The organism is Phycicoccus sp. Soil803, assembly GCF_001429685.1.
In the GTDB taxonomy this organism is placed as follows: domain Bacteria; phylum Actinomycetota; class Actinomycetes; order Actinomycetales; family Dermatophilaceae; genus Pedococcus.
Genome location: NZ_LMST01000001.1, coordinates 2,948,850 through 2,968,861 on the forward strand (window position 1 = coordinate 2,948,850; position 20,012 = coordinate 2,968,861).

Genomic DNA, 20,012 nt, shown 5'->3' on the forward strand with positions numbered 1-20,012 from the left:
GTGGTCGCCCGGAAGAACCGGCCAATCGCCCGCTTTCCCGTGCGTGCGAGCGGGTATGCCGCGTGGAACCGGGCAGTTGGCCGCTTTCCTGAGGCGCGGACCGCCGGTGTCGGGGCTGCCGCCTAGGCTCGCCGGCATGAGCGCACCCGTCTCGACCCCCGAGGACCTCCGGACCGTGGTCGACGCCGTCATGGCCGGCTTCGCCCAGGTGCCCGACGACGGGTGGACGCGCCCGGCCCACGGCCTCACCTGGGACTGTCGCGACACGGCCGCGCACCTCATCGACGACTTCGCCGCCTACGCGATGAACCTGTCAGGGCGCGAGGTCTACGTGGACGGCTACACCCCGTTCGTCGACCCGCCGCAGTGGCAGCCCACGACTCCGCCGAACCTGGTGTGGCCGGACCCGGCCAAGGGGACCGCGGCCATCGTCCGCTGCGTCGACGCGGCCGGAGGTCTCCTCGTCGCGGTCACGGCCACCGCTCCCCCGGGCCACGTCGGCTACCACGGGTGCGGGAACGCCGATGCCTCCGGTTTCGCCGCCATGGGCATCGTCGAGGGGGCCGCGCACGCCTGGGACGTGCTGACCGCGCACGACCTCGAGTTCCGCATCGACGGCGACCTCTGCCACCGCGTCCTCAACCGGCTCTTTCCCGGCGCCACGCGCACGGACGACGGCTGGCACGACTTCCTCGCCGCCACCCACCGCACCGAGGACAACCGCGAAGGGCACTGGCGCTGGGACTCGACGGTGCGCGCGACCTACGGCGACTGAGCGTCCCGGCCGGTTCGCAGCTGTCCCACGACGGCGAGCAGGCGTTCGGTCTCGTCGGAGGTCAGGCCGACCCGGAGCTCGTCGAGGAGCGACTCCAGCTCACCCTCGGCCAGGTCACGGTGCTCGGTGGGCTCTCCCGGTCGCCGCACGGTCAGCGTCTCGTGCGTGACTGCCACGTGTCGGTCGGGCAGGTGGCGGGTCAGCATCAGGCCGTGCCGGAAGTGGGAGGTGGGGTAGGTGCTTGTGAAGTGGTGGCCGGACCGCACGTCCGCCTGCTGCACGGGCAGCTCGTCGGTGGTGTGCATCAGCTCCCACGCGCCGTCCCGCTGGCGCTGCAGCTCCCAGGTGGGGCCGCTCGCGCCACCGTCGACCCGGACCATGCGGTAGGCCCACCCGCGGTGGTCCTCCCGCGCGCCGTCCTCCAGCCGGATCGGGTGCATCAGGCTCAGCCCGAACCCCGGGTCGGACAGCCACCGCGTGCCGTCGAGCCGCACCGCCACCACGCAGTGCGTCCGGGCTGACGCCGTCACGTCACCCACCCGGGCGAGCATGCGCACCACCTCGTAGCCCAGCGCGTCGAGCACGGCGGCGAACAGGGTGGCGTGCTCGAAGCAGTAGCCACCGCGCCCACGGCCCACGAACTTGGCCTGCACGTCAGGCAGCTCGACGCCCGGGTGCTGGTCGAGCAGGACGTCGATGTTGTCGAACGTGAAGGTGCGGACGTGTGCCTCGTGCAGTCGCTGCAGCCCGGCCAGGTCGGGAGACTCCACCTGCGCGCCCACCCGGGCGAGATAGGCCGCGACGTCCACCCCTGACGCGGGGGATGCTCCCGCGGTCACGACCTGACCTCCTCGTCGAACCCCACGCTCATCGCAGCATCGTCGCACGACGACCCCGGCACCGATGGGACGGCTCCCGTCGCCCAGCCATCCGCCTGCCGTGGATGCGAGGATGACGCGCATGGACTGGTCGTGGTGGTCGATGGCGGTGGGCCTCGCCGGGGGGCTGCTCCTGCTGTGGGCCGGACTGCTGGTCGCCCTGTGGGTCGGCCGACCCGACGACCTCGGCGTGCGAGACGCGCTGCGACTCCTGCCCGACGTGATCCACCTGCTCCGGCGGCTCGCCACCGACTCGACCCTGCCTCGTGGGGTCCGGCTGCGGCTCTGGCTCCTGCTGGCGTACCTGGCGATGCCGTTCGACCTGGTGCCCGACTTCATCCCGGTGATCGGGTACGCAGACGACGTCGTGATCGTCGCGGCCGGGCTGCGCGCCGTGGTCCGTCACGCGGGGATGGGCGCCCTCGAGCGGCACTGGCGCGGCACCCCGGAGGGCTTGGCCGCCGTGTGTCGTGTGGCAGGGCTGCGCGGGCCGCAACCGCAGCGCTGACGCCCGGGGACCGATGCGGGCGCTCATCGCAGTTCTCGGCTGTGACCTGCAGTTTTCCGTGAGATCAGGTGGGTTCAACCTCGCATTTCAGGCGTAGCCTCGGGTGAGGACGTCTGGCACGCCGGTTCACCGCACTGCCGCGGTGACCTTCTCCGAAGGGGGGCGCCCACGTCACACCAGAGAGCCAATGGTGGCACCGCTCCAGCTTGGGCGCGGGACTCTACTGCTGGGCCGGGTGGGGCCGGCGCGGGCAGGTACCGCACTCACGACGGCTATCGCCACGAGGCGTTCTTCTGGGAGGGGGACGACCAGTTCGTCGCCGGGACCGTGCCGTTCATCCGGGAAGGTCTCGAGGCCGGTCAGGCAGTGATGGTGGCGGTCACCCCGGGCCGGATCGACGTGCTGCGCGACGCGCTGGACGGCGAAGCGGACGCGGTCAGGTTCGTCGACATGGAGCGCCTGGGCGCGAACCCGGCGCGGATCATCCCGGCGTGGCGCGCCTTCACCGACCAGCACCCCGGTCGCCCCGTGCGCGGCATCGGCGAGCCGATCTGGCACGGCCGGCGGATGGCTGAGCTCGCCGAGTGCCAGATGCACGAGGCACTGCTCAACATGGCTGTGGACACGGACACCCCGTTGTGGCTGCTGTGCCCCTACGACACCGCCACCCTGCCGGAGGACGTGCTGGAGGAGGCCCACCGGTCCCACCCCGTGGTGGTCGACGTCGAGACCCACCGGGGCAGCACCACCTACGGCGGGGTGCACCACCTGCGGAAGATGTTCAAGGCCGAGCTGCCGCGAACCCAGGTGCAGGTGGTGGTCTCGCACCGCTCGTTCGGCGCTGACGACTACGCGGACGTCCGCGCCGACGTCCGGGCCCACGCGTCGTCCGTGGGTTTGGACACCGAGCGGACCGACGACCTCGTCCTCGGCGTCCACGAGGTGGCCGTCAACAGCGTGCGGCACGGTCGCGGGGCCAGCGAACTCCGGATCTGGGAGGAGCACCACGCGCTGGTTTGCGAGGTGCGCGGAGTCGGCCGCATCGTCAACCCGATGGAGGGAAGGCTCCCACCCGCGTCGGCGGACGAGCTCGGCCACGGACTGTGGATGGCCAACCAGCTCTGCGACCTGGTGCAGGTCCGGTCCGGCAAGGTCGGCACCACGGTGCGCATCCACGCCTGGCTCTAGTCGACGCGCTCGTCGACGACAGATGACACGGATGGGCTATGGCGTGTGGCGACGGGGTACCTCACCATCGAAGGTGAGGGCGGGAAGCCACCCACCCGAAGCCGACCGGCCACCTGTGGCCCGCAGGTGGCGGTGGCACCGAACCACGGACGTGGAGCGGGGACGCGTCACCGGGACTTCGGTCCCGGTTGCCAAGCCTTGGGAGAGGACCATGCTGATGGTCCCCACCGATCCCGACGAACCGCTGGTCGACACGGCCCTCGCCGACGAGATCGCGCTGCTCGGCGAGGTGATCGCCGCGGCCACCGCGGCCGGACCTGCGCTGAGCCAGGCGGAGATCGATGCGGCGCTCGGGCTGAGGGCTGCCGAGCCCGGTGCGAGCGCCGCGGCGCAGCAGGACTGACTCTTCAGCTGGTCCGTGGCAGTGACCAGCGGCGCGCCATTGCGGGGCCCCTGCGGAGAGCCCTGCGGGCGGGCCCGGCGCTTCTGACGCCTTGAGGTCCAGGACATGACGCGAGGAGCGTGTGACGGTTGGGGTCCCAGAGGCGCGCCACGCCGCTCTGGAGCCCCGTTGCGCCGTGGGCGCCGCGTCACGTGAACGCTCGAAGGGGTCTTCACTGGTGAAGGGCCGATCACCCTCAGACCCCGGCAGTGGCGCCCTCCCGTTCCCCTCACCCGTGGAGCGCCACTGCCGGCCCACCTGGATCGGCCGAATCCCACGACTGGAGCCCCCGATGACCGTGATCGCCTTCCGACCCCGTCGCAACCCTGAGGCGCCATCCTCGGAGGGCGACGGCATACCGCTCACCGGCACGTTTCGCTCCCCTCGAGGGGACGAAGGGGTGATGACCGGCCACCTCCGGCTGCAACGACTGGTCCTGGCCCCCCGGGGAGCCTTTGTCACGGGTGTGTTCACCGGTGAGCTCCGGGAGCCCGATGGGACGGTCGTCGGCCGGGAGTCGAGGCGGACGACGGCCCCGGCGGACCTGGTCCGAGATGAGCTGGGCCTGCATCCCGTGGTCCGGCCACTCGAGCTGGACCTCATGGGGCTGGTGGTGCACGTCCACTCCTTCGCGATCGAGCCCGGGAAGGTCTTTCCCTCACCCCACCGTGCTGCGCGGCGGAGTGTTCGTCCCGAGGCCGGGCGCGCACGCGGCGGGGACCTCCGATGAGGGGCGTTGCCCTGGCGGTGCCGGTGGTCGTGCTCGCCCTGATGCATGTCCTCCAGCGCATGGAGGTCTGGGCCACGGACACCAGCCAGCGCACCGTGAGGCGGCGCCAGGCGGTCGGCCCCCGCGAGGCCGGGGCAGTCGCGCCGATACGTCAAACAGAGGTGCCAAGGCGCCGCGTGGAGGGGGAAGCATCGCACCATGGGTGAACCCACAGTCCCCACCGGTGGGGACGCGATCCCGGGACCCATCCCCCGCGATCCGCCGCCACCGCCCGGCTATGTCGACCCCCTCGACGAGAGCCCAGTGCTGGAAGGGGTCCTCGAGGAGGTCCGGGTCGACCAGGGCAGCGCCCGCGATCCCGGCGCACCCGCGCGAGCCGAGCCCGCTGGACCGGCTGGAGAGCGGCCTCACACGTCGACCTGACGGGGGTGTGTGGGGCGGCCGCGCGGCGCTGGGATACGAGGTACCTCTCTCGGCGCCGCGCGGTGCCGCGGGCTCCGGCCGTGGCGCTCGGACGCGGCCAAGGCGCCGCGGCGGCATACATCAGTGCAGGTCAGGGACGTGCCAGCGGCGTTCTGGGCGTAGTGTCGCACTCGTGAGCACGGCGCGGGTACCCGACGAGTCGGCGCAGCCGGGTGGGGCGGTCGACGTCGCAGCCCTGATCCCCATGCTGCGGCGGATCGTGGCCGCGCGGGTCGGCGAGCACCCTGCCGCCGAGGACCTGGTGCAGGAGACCCTCGTGCGCGTGCTCGAGGCCGAGGACCGCATCGAGCCGGGGATGATCGAGCCGTACGCGATCGCCACCGCCCGCAACGTCATGGCGACCATGTGGCGCCGCAAGGACAGTGAGTCACGCAACCGCCACCGCGCCCTCGATCCCAGCGTGCCGGACGAGGCCGAGGACGTGGTCGTCGCGTCCGAGGAGCAGTCGGCCATCAACGAGGCCCTGCGCCGGCTGACCGACCGGGAGCGGGAGGTCCTGCTGGCCCACGAGATCAGTGGGCAGGCGACCCAGAGCCTGGCCGACGACTCGGGCAGCACCGCCGGCGCAGTCGCCGCCCAGCTGAAACGGACCCGGGCCCGCCTGCGGGTGGAGTACCTCCTGGCCCTCGAGCACACCGAGCCACCGACCGAAGAGTGCCGCCCGGTGCTGCTGGCGCTGTCGAGCGCCGACCGGCGCCGCCAGCGCGAGGTGGATGCGGGGAGGCACCTGCTCGAGTGCGGCCTCTGCGCCAAGCTCAGCCAGCCCCTTCTCGGCCGAGGACCGCTGCGCGACAACGAGATCCACGTGGCGATCAGCGCAGACCCAGACATCGTCGCCGCCCGCCAGGCGGCACGGGAGCTGGCGATCCGCGCGGGCTTCTCAGGTGCAGACCTGACCATGCTCGCGACGGCAGTCTCGGAGGTGGCGCGGAACATCGTCCGGTTCGCGAGGAGCGGCGAGGTGACCATCGAGCTCCTGGACGGGCCGCGGGCCGGGATCCACGTGGTGGCACGCGATACCGGCCCCGGCATCGATGACGTCGAGGTCGCCCTGAAGGACGGTTTCAGCACGTACGACGGGCTGGGTCTCGGGCTGCCCGGAGCCCGACGCCTCATGGACGAGTTCAACATCGTGTCCGAGCCGGGACACGGCACCACCGTGACGATGACCAAGTGGTTCGACAAGAAGGGAACAGCATGAGCCAGGACGACGAGACGCAGGACAGCTCGGGGCAGGTCGAGGCGTCGTCGAGCGGCGACCAGCTGCTGCCCCAGCTGGTGGCACACCTGCGGGAACACCGCGCGAAGCTGCGCGACGAGTGGGCTTCCCGCATCCGCGATGCCCACCTGTTGGAGGCGATGACCCCGCAGGAGATGTCCGCTGAGACCACGTCGGTCTACGACAACTACGTCGAGGTGCTCGAGACAGGCAGCGTCGAGGCGTTGCAGCACTATGCACGGGACCTGTCTGAACGCATCATCCCGCGGGGTGTCGAGACGCACGAGGTCGTCGGCATCGTGCTGCTCCTGCGCGACGTCCTGGCCCGTTCGCTGTTCGAGAAGTACCAGCGCGACTTCGGTCTCCTCAACCGCATCCTCGACGCCTACGAGCCGGCTGCCAACCGGATCGCCAACACCGTCGCGGTCAGCTTCGTGGACGAGCGCGAACGCGTCATCAGGCAGCAGCAGGACGCCATCCGCGAGCTGTCCACGCCCGTGCTCCCGGTGCGCGAACGGCTCCTCATCCTGCCGATCATCGGGGTCCTGGACGGCGAGCGGGCCCGACAGCTCACCGAACAGCTCCTGAGCGGCATCCGCACCCACCGGGCCAAGGTCGTCGTCATCGACATCACGGGCGCGCCGGAGGTCGACGAGACGGTCGCCAACCACCTGGTCCAGACCGTGGACGCGTCCCGGCTGATGGGCGCCAGCGTGATCATCACCGGCCTGTCCCCCACGATCGCCCAGACCCTGGTCACCATCGGCGTCGACCTCAGCAAGATGAACACCATCGGCGACCTGCAGGGCGGCCTCGAGGAGGCCGAACGACTGCTCGGCTTCACCGTCACCCGCAAGGCGGTGACGGACGGCTCGTGAACTCAGGACCGGCTCTCGTCTCCATCCTGCGTCAGGGTGACACCCTCGTCGCGTCGGTCCACACTGCCCTGGACGACTCCGAGATGGTCCGGTTCCAGAACGACCTCGTCAGCCGGATCGGTGAGCACCGTGCCCGTGGGGTGATCATCGACGTGGCTGCCCTCGACGTGATCGACAGCTTCGCGTCGCGCACCCTCCGGTCGATCGCCGACATCGCGCGCCTGCGGGGAGCCGTGACGGTCATCGTGGGGATCCAACCGGAGGTCGCCTTCTCGATGGTGCGCCTGGGTATGGATATGGGCGACGTGCCGACGTCGTTGGACCTCGAAGAGGGGCTGGCCTACCTGGCGCGGGTCAACGGCCGCGCGGCAGGCGGACGCCGTGGGTGACCTGGAGGACGTCACCCTCGACTACCGCGTCGCGTTCCAGCGCTACCTCCCGCGGCGCAGCGAAGCCGCCCTCACCGACGGCTACGACCTCGGCCGCCGTGCCATCGTCCGAGGGGTCAGCATGCTCGACCTGGTGCACGTGCACCACGTCGTCCTGGGCGAGGTGCTGGCGGACACTCCCCGCGAGGACGTGGGTCGGATCACCGCGGCCGCCGGCGACTTCCTCCTCGAGGTGCTCGCGACCTTCGACATGGCCCACCGACGGCTTCGGACCTCATCCGAGTGACGGCGCACTGCCACGCCGAGATCTCCTTGGTCGTCAGAGACCTCGACGTGGCAGTGTCGCTCGCCTAGTCCGCGACGTCGACGGGGTCGACCCGGTCGACCCGGCGGTGGAACCGCATGCCGGCGGCGCCGCCGGCGATCGCGCCGAGCAGGCTGGTCACGGCGGCCAGGACCAGGGCCACCACACCAGCGGTGTCCAAGTCGGACGTCTTGACCGGCAGGCGCGGGAAGCTGTTCAGCTGGCCGAGGACGTCGTACTTGCTACCCGCCACGGCTCCGACGACCGCCACCACCACCGCGACGACCAGGGCCCACAGCCACACGGCGAAACCCTGCTTGGGGCCGTTGAACCGGGCCATCCGACCCGCGACGTAGCCGCCGCAGAAGTAGCTGACGAAGAGGATGACCGCCAGGGCGACGCCGCCCACGACACCCACGGTGGCGGCCTTGTCGGACGCGGCATCCACTGCCTCGTCCGCGTCCGTCCCGGTGCCCAGCCCCACGGCCGTCCCGGCGGCTGCCAGCACCGCGATGAGGACGACGGCCATCCCCATGGCGCTGAGCCACCCGAAGAAGGCCGAGCCGAGCTTCATCCCACCGAACCGGTCCGCCTGGACGGCGGCCAACCGGTCGCCGTCGACGACACGGTCGCGCTCCACCACCTCCGTGCGGTCCCGGTATGCCGCGCGCTCGCCATCGTCAGCCCGGTCCCGGTATGCCGCGCGCTCGCCATCGTCAGCCCGGTCCCGGTAGTCGACTCGCTCGCCATCGTCAGCCCGGTCCCGGTAGTCGCTCCGATCGCCAGCTGTTCGGTCAGCGCGAGTGTGGTCACCCAGCGGCTCGCCGGGCCTGTCCCCACGCCGATCGCTGGCGTCCAGGTCCCGGTCGGTGACGCGTCGTTCGTCGTGCTCGGGGCGTCCCGGTTCGTGTGTGGTGCTCATGTGTGCCTCCTTGGTGAGGGCTTGGTCAGGACCGCTTGGCTCCGGATGGGTGCTGTGTGCACCAGTGCTCCGGGCCGGTCCTGGGACGGGGTCTACCGCCGTGAGGTACTTGCCCGCTCTCAGGCCGGGCGAAACCCGGAGGAAGTGTGGCCCCCGCCGGTCCTCCGGGTCTCGCCCCGCCTGACAGTGGCGCCGTGCGGCGCGCGCGTCGGCGCCACTGTCAGCGGTGGTCCGAGGCTGGGGAGCTCAGACCCCCAGTCCGTTGAGGATGGCGAGGATCTGGTTCAGCAGGCCGGCGATCTGGCCGAGCGGACCGCCGCCGTCGAGCAGGCCGGCGACCGCGCAGAGGAGGTTGCCCAGGAGGTTGCCCGCCCCGGTCGTGGCGATGATGTCGAGCACGACCTGGTTCAGGTGGACCTCGAGTCCCAGCAGGTTCAGGTCCAGCGGCCCGAGCACGAGGTTGAGGATGTCGCAGCTGGCGGCCGTCACCCCAGCGCCCACGGCGCCGGTGGTCGCCTGCTTCACCTGCAGGTCCATCATCTTCGTGTGCGGCACGGAGCCGCGTGCGCCCTGCATGGTGGTGGTGACCGCGCTGCGCATCATCAGCTTGTCGCCGGAGCTCCAGAACTTCTGCGGCACGATGTCCACCGTGGCGGCGCCGGTGCGGCCCTTCTTGTCGGTCCACGTCCCCTGGTAGCTCCAGGCCTTGCCTGCGCTCGAGGACGAGTGGACTGCCTTCGCCGCACCACTGTGCGGCGACGCGGCCTGCGCGGAGCCGACGAGGAGTGGACCGGTGGTGGCGACGGTGGCTACCGCGACGACGGCCACGACCCGTGCCTTGAGTGTCTTGCGCAGCGTGCCTGGCGTGCCGTCACCGTGTCCTGCTGACTTCGCGTGCAACATGTCGAGTTCTCCTTCCGGGGCGCCCTGTGGGGTGCCCGCTGATGGACCTGCGATGTCGACCTCGGTCCGGCTCGCCAGCTCACTTCACGTGCAGGTGCTGTCGCCGGTCCGTGGCACTACTGAAGACACCCATCCACGGCCGACGTGACAGGAGAAAAGGGACATGCGGGGCCTGCATCACGCTCAGGAGGACCCCACGGTGTGCGGGAGGCGGGTAGCCGCTGGCCACCGGCTCGCGTCATGAACGCACCCTCAAGGCGTCACGGGCGACAGGCCAGGAAAAGCCGGAACCTACAGACGGACCACGAGGTCGGTGGCTTCATCCTGGTCCCGAGTTGCGTGGCCGGCCGAGGGTTGGTGAACGTGGCCCGTGCTCGCGTCGGCCACGTGTCGCAGGTCGTTGGACTGCTTGACGAGATGAGCCGCGAGGTCACGGAGCTTGACGTTGGACATCTGCGAGAGACGGGACAGGCGCTCAAAGGCGTCCTCGTCGTCGAGATCGAACCGCTCCATGATCAGCCCGGTGGCCTTGCCGATCGTCCGGCTCGACTGGAGGGCCGCTGCAAGGTGGCTCTCGCGTCGGGTCTGGGTCACGGCCAGGGAGGCCTGCGCAGCAAACAGTCTCGCGTGCGCCAAGCGGTCGGTGTCGAGGTGGGTGTGCGTCGTCGAGTAGAAGGTCAGCCCGCCGACGGTCTGCTCCTCGACCTCGATGGGCACACTCAGCTGCGACCGGAGGCCCAGGTTGACAGCGTGCGGGATGAACCTGGGCCACCGATGCTCGCTCTCGGCGTCGTCGATGATGACCGTGTGGCCGTCCCTGACCGTGGTGAGGGACGGACCTTCGTCCATGGCGTACTGCAGGTCATCGAGCTCGAACACGAGCTGATCCGTGCCGGCCAGGGTGCTGAGGGCACCGGTGCTCTCGGCGATGCAGATGCCGACGTGGGTCCCCGGCACCAGTTCTCTCGCCACGTCGATGATCGAGTCCAACACGGGTATCGCATGCTCGGCACGCCACACGGATGACCACGAACGGTGGTTGACCAGGTTCTCGGGGGGCCAGCTGTCCATGTCGCCTCCAACCGTCATTGAACTGCCGTGACGAGCAGGCGCTGCCTCGGTGGACACCGAGCGGAGGTGGGTTGCCAAACCTGCTCATCGGGGTCTGGGATGAGCCTCCGTTTCGGAGGATACCTTCGAGTGGCCAGTGAGGCGATGGGCGAATTCCGAGCTCATCCCCCGGTCAGAGCAACCTGGACGACCTGCGCTTGACAACAAACCTGAGTGCGTTCATTATTGAGGCTACTCATATTATCGTTGTCCAGGAGTCAGCATGCGAGCGTTCGTCATCACGCAGTACCAGGGTCCGTTGCAGGAGGCGGATGTCCCCGAGCCCGTGGTCGGAGAGCACGACGTGCTCGTCCAGGTCCGGGCTGCCGGGCTCAACATGCTCGACGAGAAGATCCGGACGGGCGAGTTCAAGCAGATCCTCCCGTACCAGCTGCCGCAGATCCTCGGCAACGACGTCGCGGGAACGGTGATCGGCGTCGGCGCGAAGGTGCAGGGCTTCAGGCTCGGCGACGAGGTGTACGCCCGCCCCGACAAGGACCGCATCGGAGCCTTCGCGGAACGCATCGCGGTGGCCCAGGCCGATCTGGCGCTCAAGCCGGCGTCCCTCAGCTTCGAGGAAGCGGCCTCGCTACCGCTGGTCGCCTTGACTGCTTGGCAGTCCCTCGTCGAGCGAGGCAACCTGCAACCGGGGCAACGGGTCCTCATCCACGGCGGCGCCGGCGGAGTGGGGACGATCGCGATCCAGCTCGCCAAGCACCTCGGTGCCACGGTCGCCACCACGGTCAGCACCGGCAACGTCGACTTCGTGCGCGCGCTCGGGGCGGACGTGGTCGTCGACTACCGCAGCCAGGACTTCGAACAGCTTCTCGACGGGTACGACCTCGTGCTGGACAGCCTCGGCGGGAAGAACCTCGAGAAGTCGCTCCGCGTGCTGCGTCCCGGCGGCAAGGCGATCGGGATCGCTGGCCCACCCGACACGGCCTTCGCCCGCGAGCTCGGCGCGAACCCGATCCTCCGGCTGGTGACGGCGGCCCTCAGCAGCCGCATCCGCCGCCAGGCGAGGCGCCTGGGCGTCACGTACGAGTTCCTCTTCATGCGCGCCAGCGGCGACCAGCTTCGCCACATCACCGACCTCGTCGATGCCGGCGCGCTGCGGCCCGTCGTCGGACGGGTCTTCGACTTCGACCAGACCGTGCAGGCAGTTCAGTCGCTCGACAAGGGCGGCATCCGCGGCAAGGCCGTCATCAGCAGGGCCTGACAAAGCCATCTCATCACCCACCACGACACCGGAGAACATCATGAGCACGAACAACCACGCACAGGACGACGTCATCACCGCCTACAAGGACGCGCCCGCCCAGACCATCCACGCCGGCGGCGTGACCTACGCCTACCGCGAGCTGGGGCCGAAGGGCGGGATCCCGGTCGTCTTCTTCGTCCACCTCGCCGCGAACCTCGACAACTGGGACCCCCGGATCATCGACCCGATCGCCGCCCAGCACCACGTCATCACCTTCGACAACCGCGGCGTCGGAGCCTCGACCGGCACCGTTCCCGACAGCATCGAGGCGATGGCCGACGACGCCGTGACGTTCATCAAGGCGCTCGGCTTCGACCAGGTCGACATCTTCTCCTTCTCCCTCGGCGGCATGGTCGCCCAGGCCCTGGTGGTGAAGCACCCCGGCCTCGTCCGCAAGCTCATCCTCACCGGCACCGGTCCCGCTGGCGGCAAGGACATGGACAAGGTCGCCAGCGTCACCTACTACGACATCCTCCGGGCCGCCGTGACCCGGTCGGACCCGAAGGAGTTCCTCTTCTTCAACCGCAACGCCACGGGCAAGCCCGCCGCCCGCGCGTTCGTGCAGCGCCTCAAGGAGCGCACCACTGACCGTGACAAGCCGGTCGCGGTCAAGGCGTTCCAAACCCAGCTCAAGGCGATCAAGAAGTGGGGACGCTCGCCCGCCGCCGACCTGTCGAAGATCAGCCAGCCCACCCTGATCGCCAACGGGGACCACGACCGGATGGTGCCCTCGGTGCTCTCCGAAGACCTGCACCGGCGCATCAAGGGCTCCGACCTGGTCATCTACCCCGACTCCGGCCACGGCGGCATCTTCCAGTTCCACGACAGATTCGTCCCGGTCGCCCTCGAGTTCCTCGCCCGCTGACCATCCGGGCGACCAAGCTTGCCGGACCGGTCGGCGCGCTCTTCCCGGAGCTCCGCGACATGAGGGCTCCTCGACCGCCGTGGAAGAATGAGCGCCGGCACCTTCGAGCCCACCCCCAGGAGCCCACACCGCAGAGAAGGGCGGCAGCCATGCCACTCACCTCCCAACCCGTCGGACGGCGTGAGCGGAACAAACAGCAGAAGCTCGAACGCATCACCGCCGCCGCACGGGAACTCTTCGCCGAGCGCGGAGTCGACGAGGTCACCGCCCAGGAGATCGCCGACAAGGCCGACATCGGTGCGGGCACGTTGTTCCTCTACGCCAAGAACAAGGGCGAGCTCCTGCTCCTCGTGCAGAACTCGGCCTACGCCGATGCGCTGACGCAGGGCAGGACGGCGGCCGAGACCATCCCCGACCTGCTCGACGCGGTGATGGCGATCGTCCGCCCGGTCGTGGAGTGCAACCGCAAACAGGTCGACAACGGACGGACCTACCTCCGGGAGATCGTCTTCGGCGACCCCGAGGAACCCCACCACCGCGACGCGCTCAACCTGACCGTGCAGACCGAAATGGCGATCGCCGACGTGCTGCAACGGGACGATCGCATCCACTCCGACGAGGCCGCCACTCTCGCGCACATCGTCTCCGCGATCATGTTCGTCAGCATGGCCGCCACCATCAACATCGCCAACCCCGCCGACGACCTCGTGCACGAGATACGAGACCAGGTCCGCGTCCTGCTACGCGCGTGATGCGTCGGCAGTCAGCACCGAATCGCTCGCCTTGCGCGTGCTCTTGTCCGATCTCATGAGCGGCGCCAAGCGAGATGGCCCCTCACCAGCGTTTCCGCTGGCCAGGGGCCATCTCGTGTCCGGTGGAGCTGAGGGGATTCGAACCCCTGACCCCTTCCATGCCATGGAAGTGCGCTACCAACTGCGCCACAGCCCCGGATCCTCCGAGGGGGATGCCCCCCGGAGGGGACTGCGGAAGTTTACCCAGTACCCCCACCCAATCTCCAAATCGGCGGGCGGGCCGGGGTCCACCGCGTCAGGCGTGCGCGTTCCACGCGCTCAGCTGCCACCCGATCCGGCTCTGCCTGAGCTCCGCCCAGTGGCAGTTGCCCATGGTCGCCAGCGCATGGGTGGCCAGGTGCTGGTCGATCCCGAGCAGGTGGGCGATGGCGGCCCGGCTCGAGACCCCGTGCGCCACGATGACGACGCACTCGTCGTCGCCGAGGTCGTCCAGGATCTCGCGCAGGGACTCCCCCGCACGACTCCCGACCTCGGCCAGCGTCTCGCCGTCGACGCCGCGGCGGATGTCGGCGCGGTCCATCTCCACGAGCAGCTCGGCATACCGGGCCCGCACCTCGCTGGTGTGCAGCCCCTGCCACTGCCCCACGTGGATCTCGCGCCAGCGGGGGTCGAGGGTCACCGGCACCCCGGCCGCCTCGGCCACGTGCTGGGCCGTGACGGCCGCCCGTGCCAGGTCGGAGGAGATCACCCTCGAGGGCCGGTATGCCGCGATGGCCCGGCCCGCGGCACGGGCCTGCTGCACGCCGAGGTCGGACAAGGGGGTGTCGAGCTGCCCCTGCCAGACGCCACCGGCGTTGTGGTCGGTCTCGCCGTGCCGGACCAGCAGGACGCGTCGCGCAGCGGTCATGCGTCCCGGCGCTTGGGCACGCCGAGGTCGATCTCGGGACAGTCCTTCCAGAGCCGCTCGAGCTCGTAGAACTCGCGCTCCTCGTCGTGCTGGACGTGGACCACGATGTCGCCGAAGTCGAGCAGCACCCAGCGGCCGTCCCGCTCGCCCTCACGGCGGATCGGCTTGGCGCCCTTCTCGCGGAGCTGGTCCTCGACCTCGTCGACGATGGCGCCGACCTGTCGGTCGGTGCTCGCCGACACGATCACGAAGACATCGGTCAGGGCGAGCTGCTCGCTCACGTCGATGCCGGCCACGGTGGTGGCGAGCTTGTCGTCTGCTGCTTTGGCGGCCGTCATGGCCAGGTCAAGGGATCGTTCGGTGGCGGGCACTGCTCTCCTACGTTCGTGCCGGTGCGCCGGCGGGTGAGCCGGCGGCATACAGGCGGTATTTGTTGACGTACTGGACGACGCCGTCGGGCACGAGGTACCAGACGGGTTCGGCGCGCTCGACGCGCGCCCGGCAGTCGGTGGAGCTGATCGCCATCGCGGGCACCTCCTGCAAGGTGACCCGGTCGGCCGGGAGGCCCGACTCCGACAGGACGTAGCCCGGACGGGTCACCCCGATGAAGTGCGCCAGCCGGAACAGCTCGTCGGCGTCCTTCCACGACAGGATCTGGGCCAGCGCGTCGGCGCCGGTGATGAAGAACAGCTCGGCATCGGGCCGTTCGGTGTGCAGGTCGCGCAGGGTGTCGATCGTGTAGGTGGGGCCGGGGCGGTCGATGTCGACCCGGCTCACCGTGAAGCGGGGGTTGGAGGCCGTCGCGACCACGGTCATCAGGTAACGGTGCTCGGCCGGGCTGACCTCGCGCGCGTCCTTCTGCCACGGCTGGCCTGTGGGCACGAAGACGACCTCATCGAGCCCGAACCGGGTCTGGACTTCGGAGGCGGCCACGAGGTGGCCGTGGTGGATCGGGTCGAACGTCCCGCCCATCACTCCGAGGCGCATGGTCAGTGGTGACTGCCCTGGTGGTCGGCATGGGCGTCGTGGTGGCCGGCCGGCGCATGGGTGCCGTGGGCTCCGCCGGTCGCGACCTTGGTCGCCACGCCGCGGAAGAACCACAGCACGCCCAGGAGGGCCAGGAACGCGACCATGGCGATGGCCCCGAACGCGTAGGGGGACATCGGCAGCTCGCGGGTGTGCTCCTCGGCGGCAGCGACCAGGGTGAAGGCAGACGACGACATGCCCCACAGCGTACCTGCCGCCGACCCCCTCCCCGCGACCATCACCGTCGGGCTGCGCAAGCCCCCGCTGTCCACGGATGTTGTGCACAGGGGTGTGCACAACCTGTGCGTTGCGCACACCCGGGTGTGGACAACCGTGTGGGAAACCCGTGGACAGAAAAAGGTGCGCGAAACCTATTGCGGCACAACGGATCGGGCCACTAGAAATCTCTCACGCGCTCCAGTCGGAGGGTCGAGACGAGGAGACTCGGACGGCCACGAGGCAGGAGCACAGGTCAACCGGATAACGGACGACCGCCTCGACCGGGTTCGCTCGGACGAGGTCCTCGAAGCCTTCGGGCAGACAGGTTCGCGGGCGACGCCGCGGAGGAACGCCGGGCCCGTTGGCCAGATCGCATCGCCTTGGCTGCACCGGTTCGCCGGAGCGACCAGGCGCCACCGTCGCAGTGGCCACAACACCCGGTTCGCCGGGGGGCGTGGGCGGTCGAACGGGGCAGCATCGTGGGGCGGTTCGCCGGCCCAGGGAGCTGCACCAACAGTGGGTTTCGCCGTCACCTCGGTGAGGACGAAGCCTGCTGGTGGGACGTCGGGTCGCTTCGGTGACCGGGCAGCCCGCACCCCGTGGCCGACAACAGACCCACTCCGGTGGGGAAACCGACACCACACGTGGGAGCCGTGAACCACTTCGGTGGCGAGCGACCCCGCACCGTGGGAAGTGCCGTCACCTCGGTGACGACAGGACCCGCACGTGGGAAGTGCCGTCACTTCGGTGACGACAGGACCCGCACCGTGGGAAGTGCCGTCACCTCGGTGACGACAGGACCCGCACCCGTGGCTGACACCGCACCCGCTTCGGCGGGGTGACACCGACACCACACGTGGGAGACCAGGCCGCTTCGGCGGTCGGGTGTCCCGCTGCGGACAGGGCACCACCTCGGTGGCGCCGGACTCCGCACCCGGCGATCCACCCAGCAGCTGGTTCTGCCAGCGGCCGGGAGGATCTCCACCCGAGGGCCCCTCGAACTCATACTTCGAGGGGCCCTCACCTTTGCGTCTGGAGACCTTTGCTTCTAGAGGCCTTTGCGTGTCGAGGCAGCCTGTCCCCGTAACCTTGGTACATGGCCCCCGAGCTCAGCATCGTCATCCCCGTGTACAACGAGGAAGACGTGCTGCCCCTGCTCGCCGCGCGGCTGCGACCCGTGGCGGACGGGCTCGGCGCCACCTACGAGGTGATCACCGTCGACGACGGCAGCGACGACCTGTCCCCCGCGGTCCTCCAGCGGCTGATGCGTGACTGGCCGCAGCTGCGGATCGTCCGGCTGCGGGCCAACGCCGGTCACCAGGCCGCCATCTCGGCCGGGCTCGCGAGCGCCCGGGGCGACTACGTCGTCACGCTCGACGCCGACCTGCAGGACCCGCCCGAGGTGATCCCCGAGATGCTCGCCCAGGCGCGCGCCCAGCGGGTCGACGTCGTCTACGGCGTGCGGTCCGACCGCTCCAGCGACTCGGCCTTCAAGCGGCTCAGCGCCAAGGCCTTCTACCGGGTGATCCGCGTGCTGTCGGGCACCCACGCCCAGGTCGACGCCGGCGACTACCGGCTCATGTCGCGGGCGACCGTCAACGCCATCAACTCGCTGCCCGAGCACCACCGGGTGCTGCGCTTCGTGGTCCCGGCCCTGGGCTTCCCGTCGACGTCGGTCACCTACCGGCGGGACGAGCGGGCGGCGGGCAGCTCGAAGTACCCGCTGTCCAAGATGATCCGGCTGTCACTCGACAGCGTGACGGGCTTCTCCACCGCTCCCCTGCGCGCCGCCACCTGGCTGGGCCTGCTCGGCGGCCTCGCGGCGCTGGGCCTGCTGGCCTACGCGCTGGTCGCCGCGTCCCTGGGCCACACCCTCCCGGGCTGGACGTCCACGGTCGTGGCGGTTGCCGGCGTGGGGGCGGTCCAGCTGCTGTGCGTCGGGATCCTCGGCGAGTACGTCGGACGGATGTACGCGCACCTGCAGGCCCGACCGACCTACTTCGTCGCCTACGACTCGCTCACGGGGCCGGTCACCGCCGCGGACGAGCCCGCACCATCAGCGTCACCCCGGGCATAGCCTTCACCGGCAGGTAGCGCTCGGCCGTCACGACCGCGCGCAGGACCAAGTTCACGACGGGGCGCACCGTCTCGAGGTCGGAGCCGCTCGCCTTGCGCCGCCGCAGGGCGACGACCGGACGCAGCAGCACGTTCCAGGACGTCATCGAGGCGATCTCGAAACCGTTCCGCTCCAGGACCGCACGCAGCGTGTCGCGGGTGTAGCGGCGCACGTGGTCGACCGCCACGTCGTGGTCCGACCACAGCCTGGGGTCGGCGGGCACGGCGATGAGGAACATCCCACCCGGGCGCAGGGCCCGGCGCACCTCGGACACGGCGGTGTCGTGGTCGACGATGTGCTCGAGCACGTCGAAGGCCACGACCAGGTCGAGGCTGTCGTCGCTCACCGGCAGCGCGGTGGCGTCACCGCGCACCACGGAGAGACCGCGCTCGGCGGCCACCTCGGCCCCGTCGGCGCCGTACTCGAGGGCGCTGACCGACCAGCCGGCCCGGCGCAGCACGCGCGTGTTGCCGCCACCGGCCGCGCCGATGTCGAGCGCGGTGCCGGGACGCAGCCCGCCGATCATCCGGCCCAACAGGTGGCGCCGCTCGCGGTACCACCAGTGCGCGTCCTCGAGCGCGGCCAGCTTGCGGACCTCCGTGCCTTCCAAGCTACTCAGTGCCTTCCAAAGGACTCGGTGTCTTCCAAACTAGTCAGTGCCTTCCACGGGCGCTCATCCTGCCAGTTCGCGTGGACCCGCGTGACCGGCCCCCGGTATGCCGCGCGGCCGGTCAGGCGCGCACCTGTCCGTCGCCCTCGACGATCCACTTGGTCGTGGTCAGCTCAGGCAGCGCCATCGGGCCGCGGGCGTGCAGCTTCTGGGTGGAGATGCCGATCTCCGCGCCGAACCCGAACTCGCCACCGTCGGTGAACCGGGTGGACGCGTTGACCATCACGGCCGCGGAGTCGACCTCGTTCGTGAACCGCCGGGCGGCCGCCCGGTCCTCGGTCACGATCGCCTCGGTGTGCCCCGAGCTGTAGGTGCGGATGTGCTCGAGCGCGGTGTCGAGGTCGGGGACCACCCGGACGCTCATCTCGAGCGCGAGGTACTCGGTGCCGTAGTCCTGCTCGGTGGCGGCCTGGTGCGGCACACCGGCCGATTCGGCGGCGGCACCGGAGGCGTCGTCGGTGTGGAGCGCCACCCCCGCCCCGGACAGCTCGGCGAGCACCTTGGGGAGGAAGTCCGCCGCCACGGCCTCGTGGACGAGCAGGGACTCGGCGGCGTTGCAGACGCTCGGACGATGGGTCTTGGCGTTGACCGTGATCGCGAGCGCCTTGTCGAGGTCGGCGGCGGCGTCGACGTAGACGTGCACGATGCCGATGCCGGTCTCGATCACCGGCACGGTCGACTCGGTGACGACGGTCTGGATCAGCCCGGCCCCGCCCCTGGGGATGATCAGGTCGACCAGCCCGCGGGCGGTGAGGAGAGCGCGCACCGCGTCGCGGCCACCCTCGAGCAGCGTGACGGAGTCGGCGGGCAGACCCTGCGCCTCCAGACCGGTGCGCAGCACCTCGACCAGCGCCCGGTTGGTCGACTCGGCGGCCGAGCCGCCGCGCAGGATGACGGCGTTGCCGGACTTCAGGCCGAGGCCGGCCGCGTCGACGGTGACGTTCGGGCGGGCCTCGTAGACCATGCCCACCACACCCATCGGCACCCTGACCTGACGGATCTGGAGGCCGTTCGCGAGCGTCGAGCCGCGGACCACCTCCCCCACCGGGTCAGGCAGCGCCGCGACGGCGCGCAGCGCCTGGGCCACGTCGGCGACCCGCTGCGGGTCGAGCGCCAACCGGTCGAGCAGACCCTGCGGCATACCCGATGCGCGTCCGCGCTCGAGGTCGTCGCCGTTGGCGGAGACGATGCGGTCGGTGGCGGCGTCGAGGGCGTCGGCGAGCGCGAGCAGCGCGGCGTCCTTGTCGGCGCGGGACAGCAGCGCCAGGCGGCGCGAGGCCACCCGTGCGGCGCGCGCCGCGGTGGCCACCTGCTCGACGGCGGCGGGGTCGATCTCAGCCATACTCCAAGGGTATGCCGCGTGGCCACCCCGCCACCCGCCGGTCCAGCAGCCGGGTGGGTGCCCTTTCGCCAGGCCATGCGCTGCCCCCCCGTCTGGGGCAGTGCATGGCCTGCCCACCCTGCCCC

23 protein-coding genes and 1 tRNA gene are annotated in these 20,012 nt (G+C 70.4%); 13 read left to right on the top strand and 11 right to left on the bottom strand.

From position 1 onward, the window contains the following. Positions 1-136 precede the first annotated feature (136 nt). The gene (locus ASG95_RS13560) at positions 137-775 is read left to right on the top strand and encodes a maleylpyruvate isomerase N-terminal domain-containing protein (protein ID WP_057377815.1); all 639 of its coding nucleotides are present in this window, start codon (positions 137-139) and stop codon (positions 773-775) included. Here the strand turns inward: ASG95_RS13560 and ASG95_RS13565 are convergent. After that, a complete protein-coding gene (locus ASG95_RS13565; protein ID WP_057377816.1) occupies positions 763-1,614 on the bottom strand; it encodes an arylamine N-acetyltransferase in 852 nt (283 codons plus the stop codon). The genes ASG95_RS13560 and ASG95_RS13565 overlap by 13 nt on opposite strands. Before the next feature lie 112 nt (positions 1,615-1,726). On the opposite strand from ASG95_RS13565, the gene ASG95_RS13570 reads away from it, so the two are divergent. The 8 genes from ASG95_RS13570 to ASG95_RS13610 all read left to right on the top strand — a co-directional run bounded on the left by ASG95_RS13570 (position 1,727) and on the right by ASG95_RS13610 (position 7,776). After that, positions 1,727-2,161 (top strand): YkvA family protein, encoded by a 435-nt coding sequence (locus tag ASG95_RS13570; RefSeq protein ID WP_369820382.1) that lies wholly within the window; start codon positions 1,727-1,729, stop codon positions 2,159-2,161. Between the two features lie 84 nt (positions 2,162-2,245). Further along, positions 2,246-3,349: a sensor histidine kinase gene (locus ASG95_RS13575; RefSeq protein WP_255358351.1), complete on the top strand. Its 1,104-nt coding sequence runs from the start codon at positions 2,246-2,248 to the stop codon at positions 3,347-3,349. 211 nt (positions 3,350-3,560) lie between these two features. Next, entirely contained in the window at positions 3,561-3,752 is a 192-nt protein-coding gene (locus ASG95_RS13580; RefSeq protein ID WP_056922657.1) for a hypothetical protein, read from the top strand. A gap of 967 nt (positions 3,753-4,719) precedes the next feature. Beyond that, on the top strand, positions 4,720-4,944 hold the full coding sequence (locus tag ASG95_RS21400) for a hypothetical protein (protein WP_157582082.1): 225 nt from the start codon (positions 4,720-4,722) through the stop codon (positions 4,942-4,944). Positions 4,945-5,116: 172 nt separating this feature from the next. Further along, positions 5,117-6,205, top strand: coding sequence for a sigma-70 family RNA polymerase sigma factor (locus ASG95_RS20950; protein ID WP_235543872.1), 1,089 nt, complete (start codon positions 5,117-5,119; stop codon positions 6,203-6,205). After that, positions 6,202-7,101: an STAS domain-containing protein gene (locus ASG95_RS13600; protein WP_057377820.1), complete on the top strand. Its 900-nt coding sequence runs from the start codon at positions 6,202-6,204 to the stop codon at positions 7,099-7,101. The genes ASG95_RS20950 and ASG95_RS13600 overlap by 4 nt, the downstream gene beginning before the upstream one ends. Beyond that, positions 7,098-7,490 carry an STAS domain-containing protein gene (locus ASG95_RS13605; RefSeq protein WP_056922653.1) on the top strand — a complete coding sequence of 131 codons (393 nt, stop codon included), beginning with the start codon at positions 7,098-7,100 and terminating at the stop codon, positions 7,488-7,490. The genes ASG95_RS13600 and ASG95_RS13605 overlap by 4 nt, the downstream gene beginning before the upstream one ends. After that, positions 7,483-7,776 carry a phosphatase RsbU N-terminal domain-containing protein gene (locus ASG95_RS13610; RefSeq protein ID WP_056922652.1) on the top strand — a complete coding sequence of 98 codons (294 nt, stop codon included), beginning with the start codon at positions 7,483-7,485 and terminating at the stop codon, positions 7,774-7,776. The genes ASG95_RS13605 and ASG95_RS13610 overlap by 8 nt, the downstream gene beginning before the upstream one ends. Positions 7,777-7,840: 64 nt before the next feature. Here the strand turns inward: ASG95_RS13610 and ASG95_RS13615 are convergent, their stop codons facing one another. From ASG95_RS13615 to ASG95_RS13625, 3 genes are all read right to left on the bottom strand, one after another. After that, complete coding sequence (locus tag ASG95_RS13615) at positions 7,841-8,716, bottom strand: hypothetical protein (RefSeq protein WP_157582085.1); 876 nt, start codon at positions 8,714-8,716, stop codon at positions 7,841-7,843. A gap of 246 nt (positions 8,717-8,962) precedes the next feature. Beyond that, positions 8,963-9,619 (bottom strand): hypothetical protein, encoded by a 657-nt coding sequence (locus tag ASG95_RS13620; RefSeq protein ID WP_056922650.1) that lies wholly within the window; start codon positions 9,617-9,619, stop codon positions 8,963-8,965. Between the two features lie 291 nt (positions 9,620-9,910). Beyond that, positions 9,911-10,612 carry a GAF and ANTAR domain-containing protein gene (locus tag ASG95_RS13625; RefSeq protein WP_162259407.1) on the bottom strand — a complete coding sequence of 234 codons (702 nt, stop codon included), beginning with the start codon at positions 10,610-10,612 and terminating at the stop codon, positions 9,911-9,913. 340 nt (positions 10,613-10,952) lie between these two features. Between ASG95_RS13625 and ASG95_RS13630 the strand changes: the two genes are divergently transcribed. The 3 genes from ASG95_RS13630 to ASG95_RS13640 all read left to right on the top strand — a co-directional run bounded on the left by ASG95_RS13630 (position 10,953) and on the right by ASG95_RS13640 (position 13,607). After that, the gene (locus ASG95_RS13630; RefSeq protein WP_057377821.1) at positions 10,953-11,948 is read left to right on the top strand and encodes an NADP-dependent oxidoreductase; all 996 of its coding nucleotides are present in this window, start codon (positions 10,953-10,955) and stop codon (positions 11,946-11,948) included. 40 nt (positions 11,949-11,988) lie between these two features. Next, on the top strand, positions 11,989-12,855 hold the full coding sequence (locus ASG95_RS13635) for an alpha/beta fold hydrolase (protein ID WP_057377822.1): 867 nt from the start codon (positions 11,989-11,991) through the stop codon (positions 12,853-12,855). A 149-nt stretch (positions 12,856-13,004) separates the two neighbouring features. Then, positions 13,005-13,607: a TetR/AcrR family transcriptional regulator gene (locus ASG95_RS13640; RefSeq protein ID WP_057377823.1), complete on the top strand. Its 603-nt coding sequence runs from the start codon at positions 13,005-13,007 to the stop codon at positions 13,605-13,607. Between the two features lie 123 nt (positions 13,608-13,730). Here the strand turns inward: ASG95_RS13640 and ASG95_RS13645 are convergent. The 5 genes from ASG95_RS13645 to ASG95_RS13665 all read right to left on the bottom strand — a co-directional run bounded on the left by ASG95_RS13645 (position 13,731) and on the right by ASG95_RS13665 (position 15,737). Further along, a tRNA-Ala gene (locus tag ASG95_RS13645) sits at positions 13,731-13,803 on the bottom strand. Positions 13,804-13,902: 99 nt separating this feature from the next. Then, on the bottom strand, positions 13,903-14,514 hold the full coding sequence (locus ASG95_RS13650) for a histidine phosphatase family protein (RefSeq protein ID WP_057377824.1): 612 nt from the start codon (positions 14,512-14,514) through the stop codon (positions 13,903-13,905). After that, on the bottom strand, positions 14,511-14,885 hold the full coding sequence (rsfS, locus tag ASG95_RS13655; protein WP_082592622.1) for a ribosome silencing factor: 375 nt from the start codon (positions 14,883-14,885) through the stop codon (positions 14,511-14,513). The genes ASG95_RS13650 and rsfS overlap by 4 nt, the downstream gene beginning before the upstream one ends. A gap of 7 nt (positions 14,886-14,892) precedes the next feature. Further along, positions 14,893-15,501, bottom strand: coding sequence for a nicotinate-nucleotide adenylyltransferase (nadD, locus tag ASG95_RS13660; RefSeq protein WP_255358330.1), 609 nt, complete (start codon positions 15,499-15,501; stop codon positions 14,893-14,895). 2 nt (positions 15,502-15,503) lie between these two features. Beyond that, positions 15,504-15,737: a hypothetical protein gene (locus ASG95_RS13665; RefSeq protein WP_057377825.1), complete on the bottom strand. Its 234-nt coding sequence runs from the start codon at positions 15,735-15,737 to the stop codon at positions 15,504-15,506. A 1,118-nt stretch (positions 15,738-16,855) separates the two neighbouring features. Between ASG95_RS13665 and ASG95_RS13670 the strand changes: the two genes are divergently transcribed. Then, positions 16,856-17,836: a glycosyltransferase family 2 protein gene (locus ASG95_RS13670; RefSeq protein WP_057377826.1), complete on the top strand. Its 981-nt coding sequence runs from the start codon at positions 16,856-16,858 to the stop codon at positions 17,834-17,836. Here ASG95_RS13670 and ASG95_RS13675 read toward each other — a convergent pair. After that, the gene (locus ASG95_RS13675; RefSeq protein ID WP_057377827.1) at positions 17,790-18,485 is read right to left on the bottom strand and encodes a bifunctional 2-polyprenyl-6-hydroxyphenol methylase/3-demethylubiquinol 3-O-methyltransferase UbiG; all 696 of its coding nucleotides are present in this window, start codon (positions 18,483-18,485) and stop codon (positions 17,790-17,792) included. The two genes, ASG95_RS13670 and ASG95_RS13675, sit on opposite strands and share 47 nt — an antisense overlap. A 121-nt stretch (positions 18,486-18,606) precedes the next feature. Further along, the gene (locus ASG95_RS13680) at positions 18,607-19,887 is read right to left on the bottom strand and encodes a glutamate-5-semialdehyde dehydrogenase (RefSeq protein ID WP_057377828.1); all 1,281 of its coding nucleotides are present in this window, start codon (positions 19,885-19,887) and stop codon (positions 18,607-18,609) included. Positions 19,888-20,012 lie beyond the last annotated feature (125 nt).

Coding starts and splice junctions, on each gene's coding strand:
- ASG95_RS13635 (WP_057377822.1), top strand. CDS start 11,989: ATGAGCACGAACAACCACGCACAGGACGACGTCATCACCGCCTACAAG.
- ASG95_RS21400 (WP_157582082.1), top strand. CDS start 4,720: ATGGGTGAACCCACAGTCCCCACCGGTGGGGACGCGATCCCGGGACCC.
- ASG95_RS13665 (WP_057377825.1), bottom strand. CDS start 15,737: ATGTCGTCGTCTGCCTTCACCCTGGTCGCTGCCGCCGAGGAGCACACC.
- ASG95_RS13620 (WP_056922650.1), bottom strand. CDS start 9,619: ATGTTGCACGCGAAGTCAGCAGGACACGGTGACGGCACGCCAGGCACG.
- ASG95_RS13580 (WP_056922657.1), top strand. CDS start 3,561: ATGCTGATGGTCCCCACCGATCCCGACGAACCGCTGGTCGACACGGCC.
- ASG95_RS13570 (WP_369820382.1), top strand. CDS start 1,727: ATGACGCGCATGGACTGGTCGTGGTGGTCGATGGCGGTGGGCCTCGCC.
- ASG95_RS13680 (WP_057377828.1), bottom strand. CDS start 19,887: ATGGCTGAGATCGACCCCGCCGCCGTCGAGCAGGTGGCCACCGCGGCG.
- ASG95_RS13560 (WP_057377815.1), top strand. CDS start 137: ATGAGCGCACCCGTCTCGACCCCCGAGGACCTCCGGACCGTGGTCGAC.
- ASG95_RS13615 (WP_157582085.1), bottom strand. CDS start 8,716: ATGAGCACCACACACGAACCGGGACGCCCCGAGCACGACGAACGACGC.
- ASG95_RS13640 (WP_057377823.1), top strand. CDS start 13,005: ATGCCACTCACCTCCCAACCCGTCGGACGGCGTGAGCGGAACAAACAG.
- nadD (WP_255358330.1), bottom strand. CDS start 15,501: ATGCGCCTCGGAGTGATGGGCGGGACGTTCGACCCGATCCACCACGGC.
- ASG95_RS13650 (WP_057377824.1), bottom strand. CDS start 14,514: ATGACCGCTGCGCGACGCGTCCTGCTGGTCCGGCACGGCGAGACCGAC.
- ASG95_RS13670 (WP_057377826.1), top strand. CDS start 16,856: ATGGCCCCCGAGCTCAGCATCGTCATCCCCGTGTACAACGAGGAAGAC.
- ASG95_RS13600 (WP_057377820.1), top strand. CDS start 6,202: ATGAGCCAGGACGACGAGACGCAGGACAGCTCGGGGCAGGTCGAGGCG.
- ASG95_RS13630 (WP_057377821.1), top strand. CDS start 10,953: ATGCGAGCGTTCGTCATCACGCAGTACCAGGGTCCGTTGCAGGAGGCG.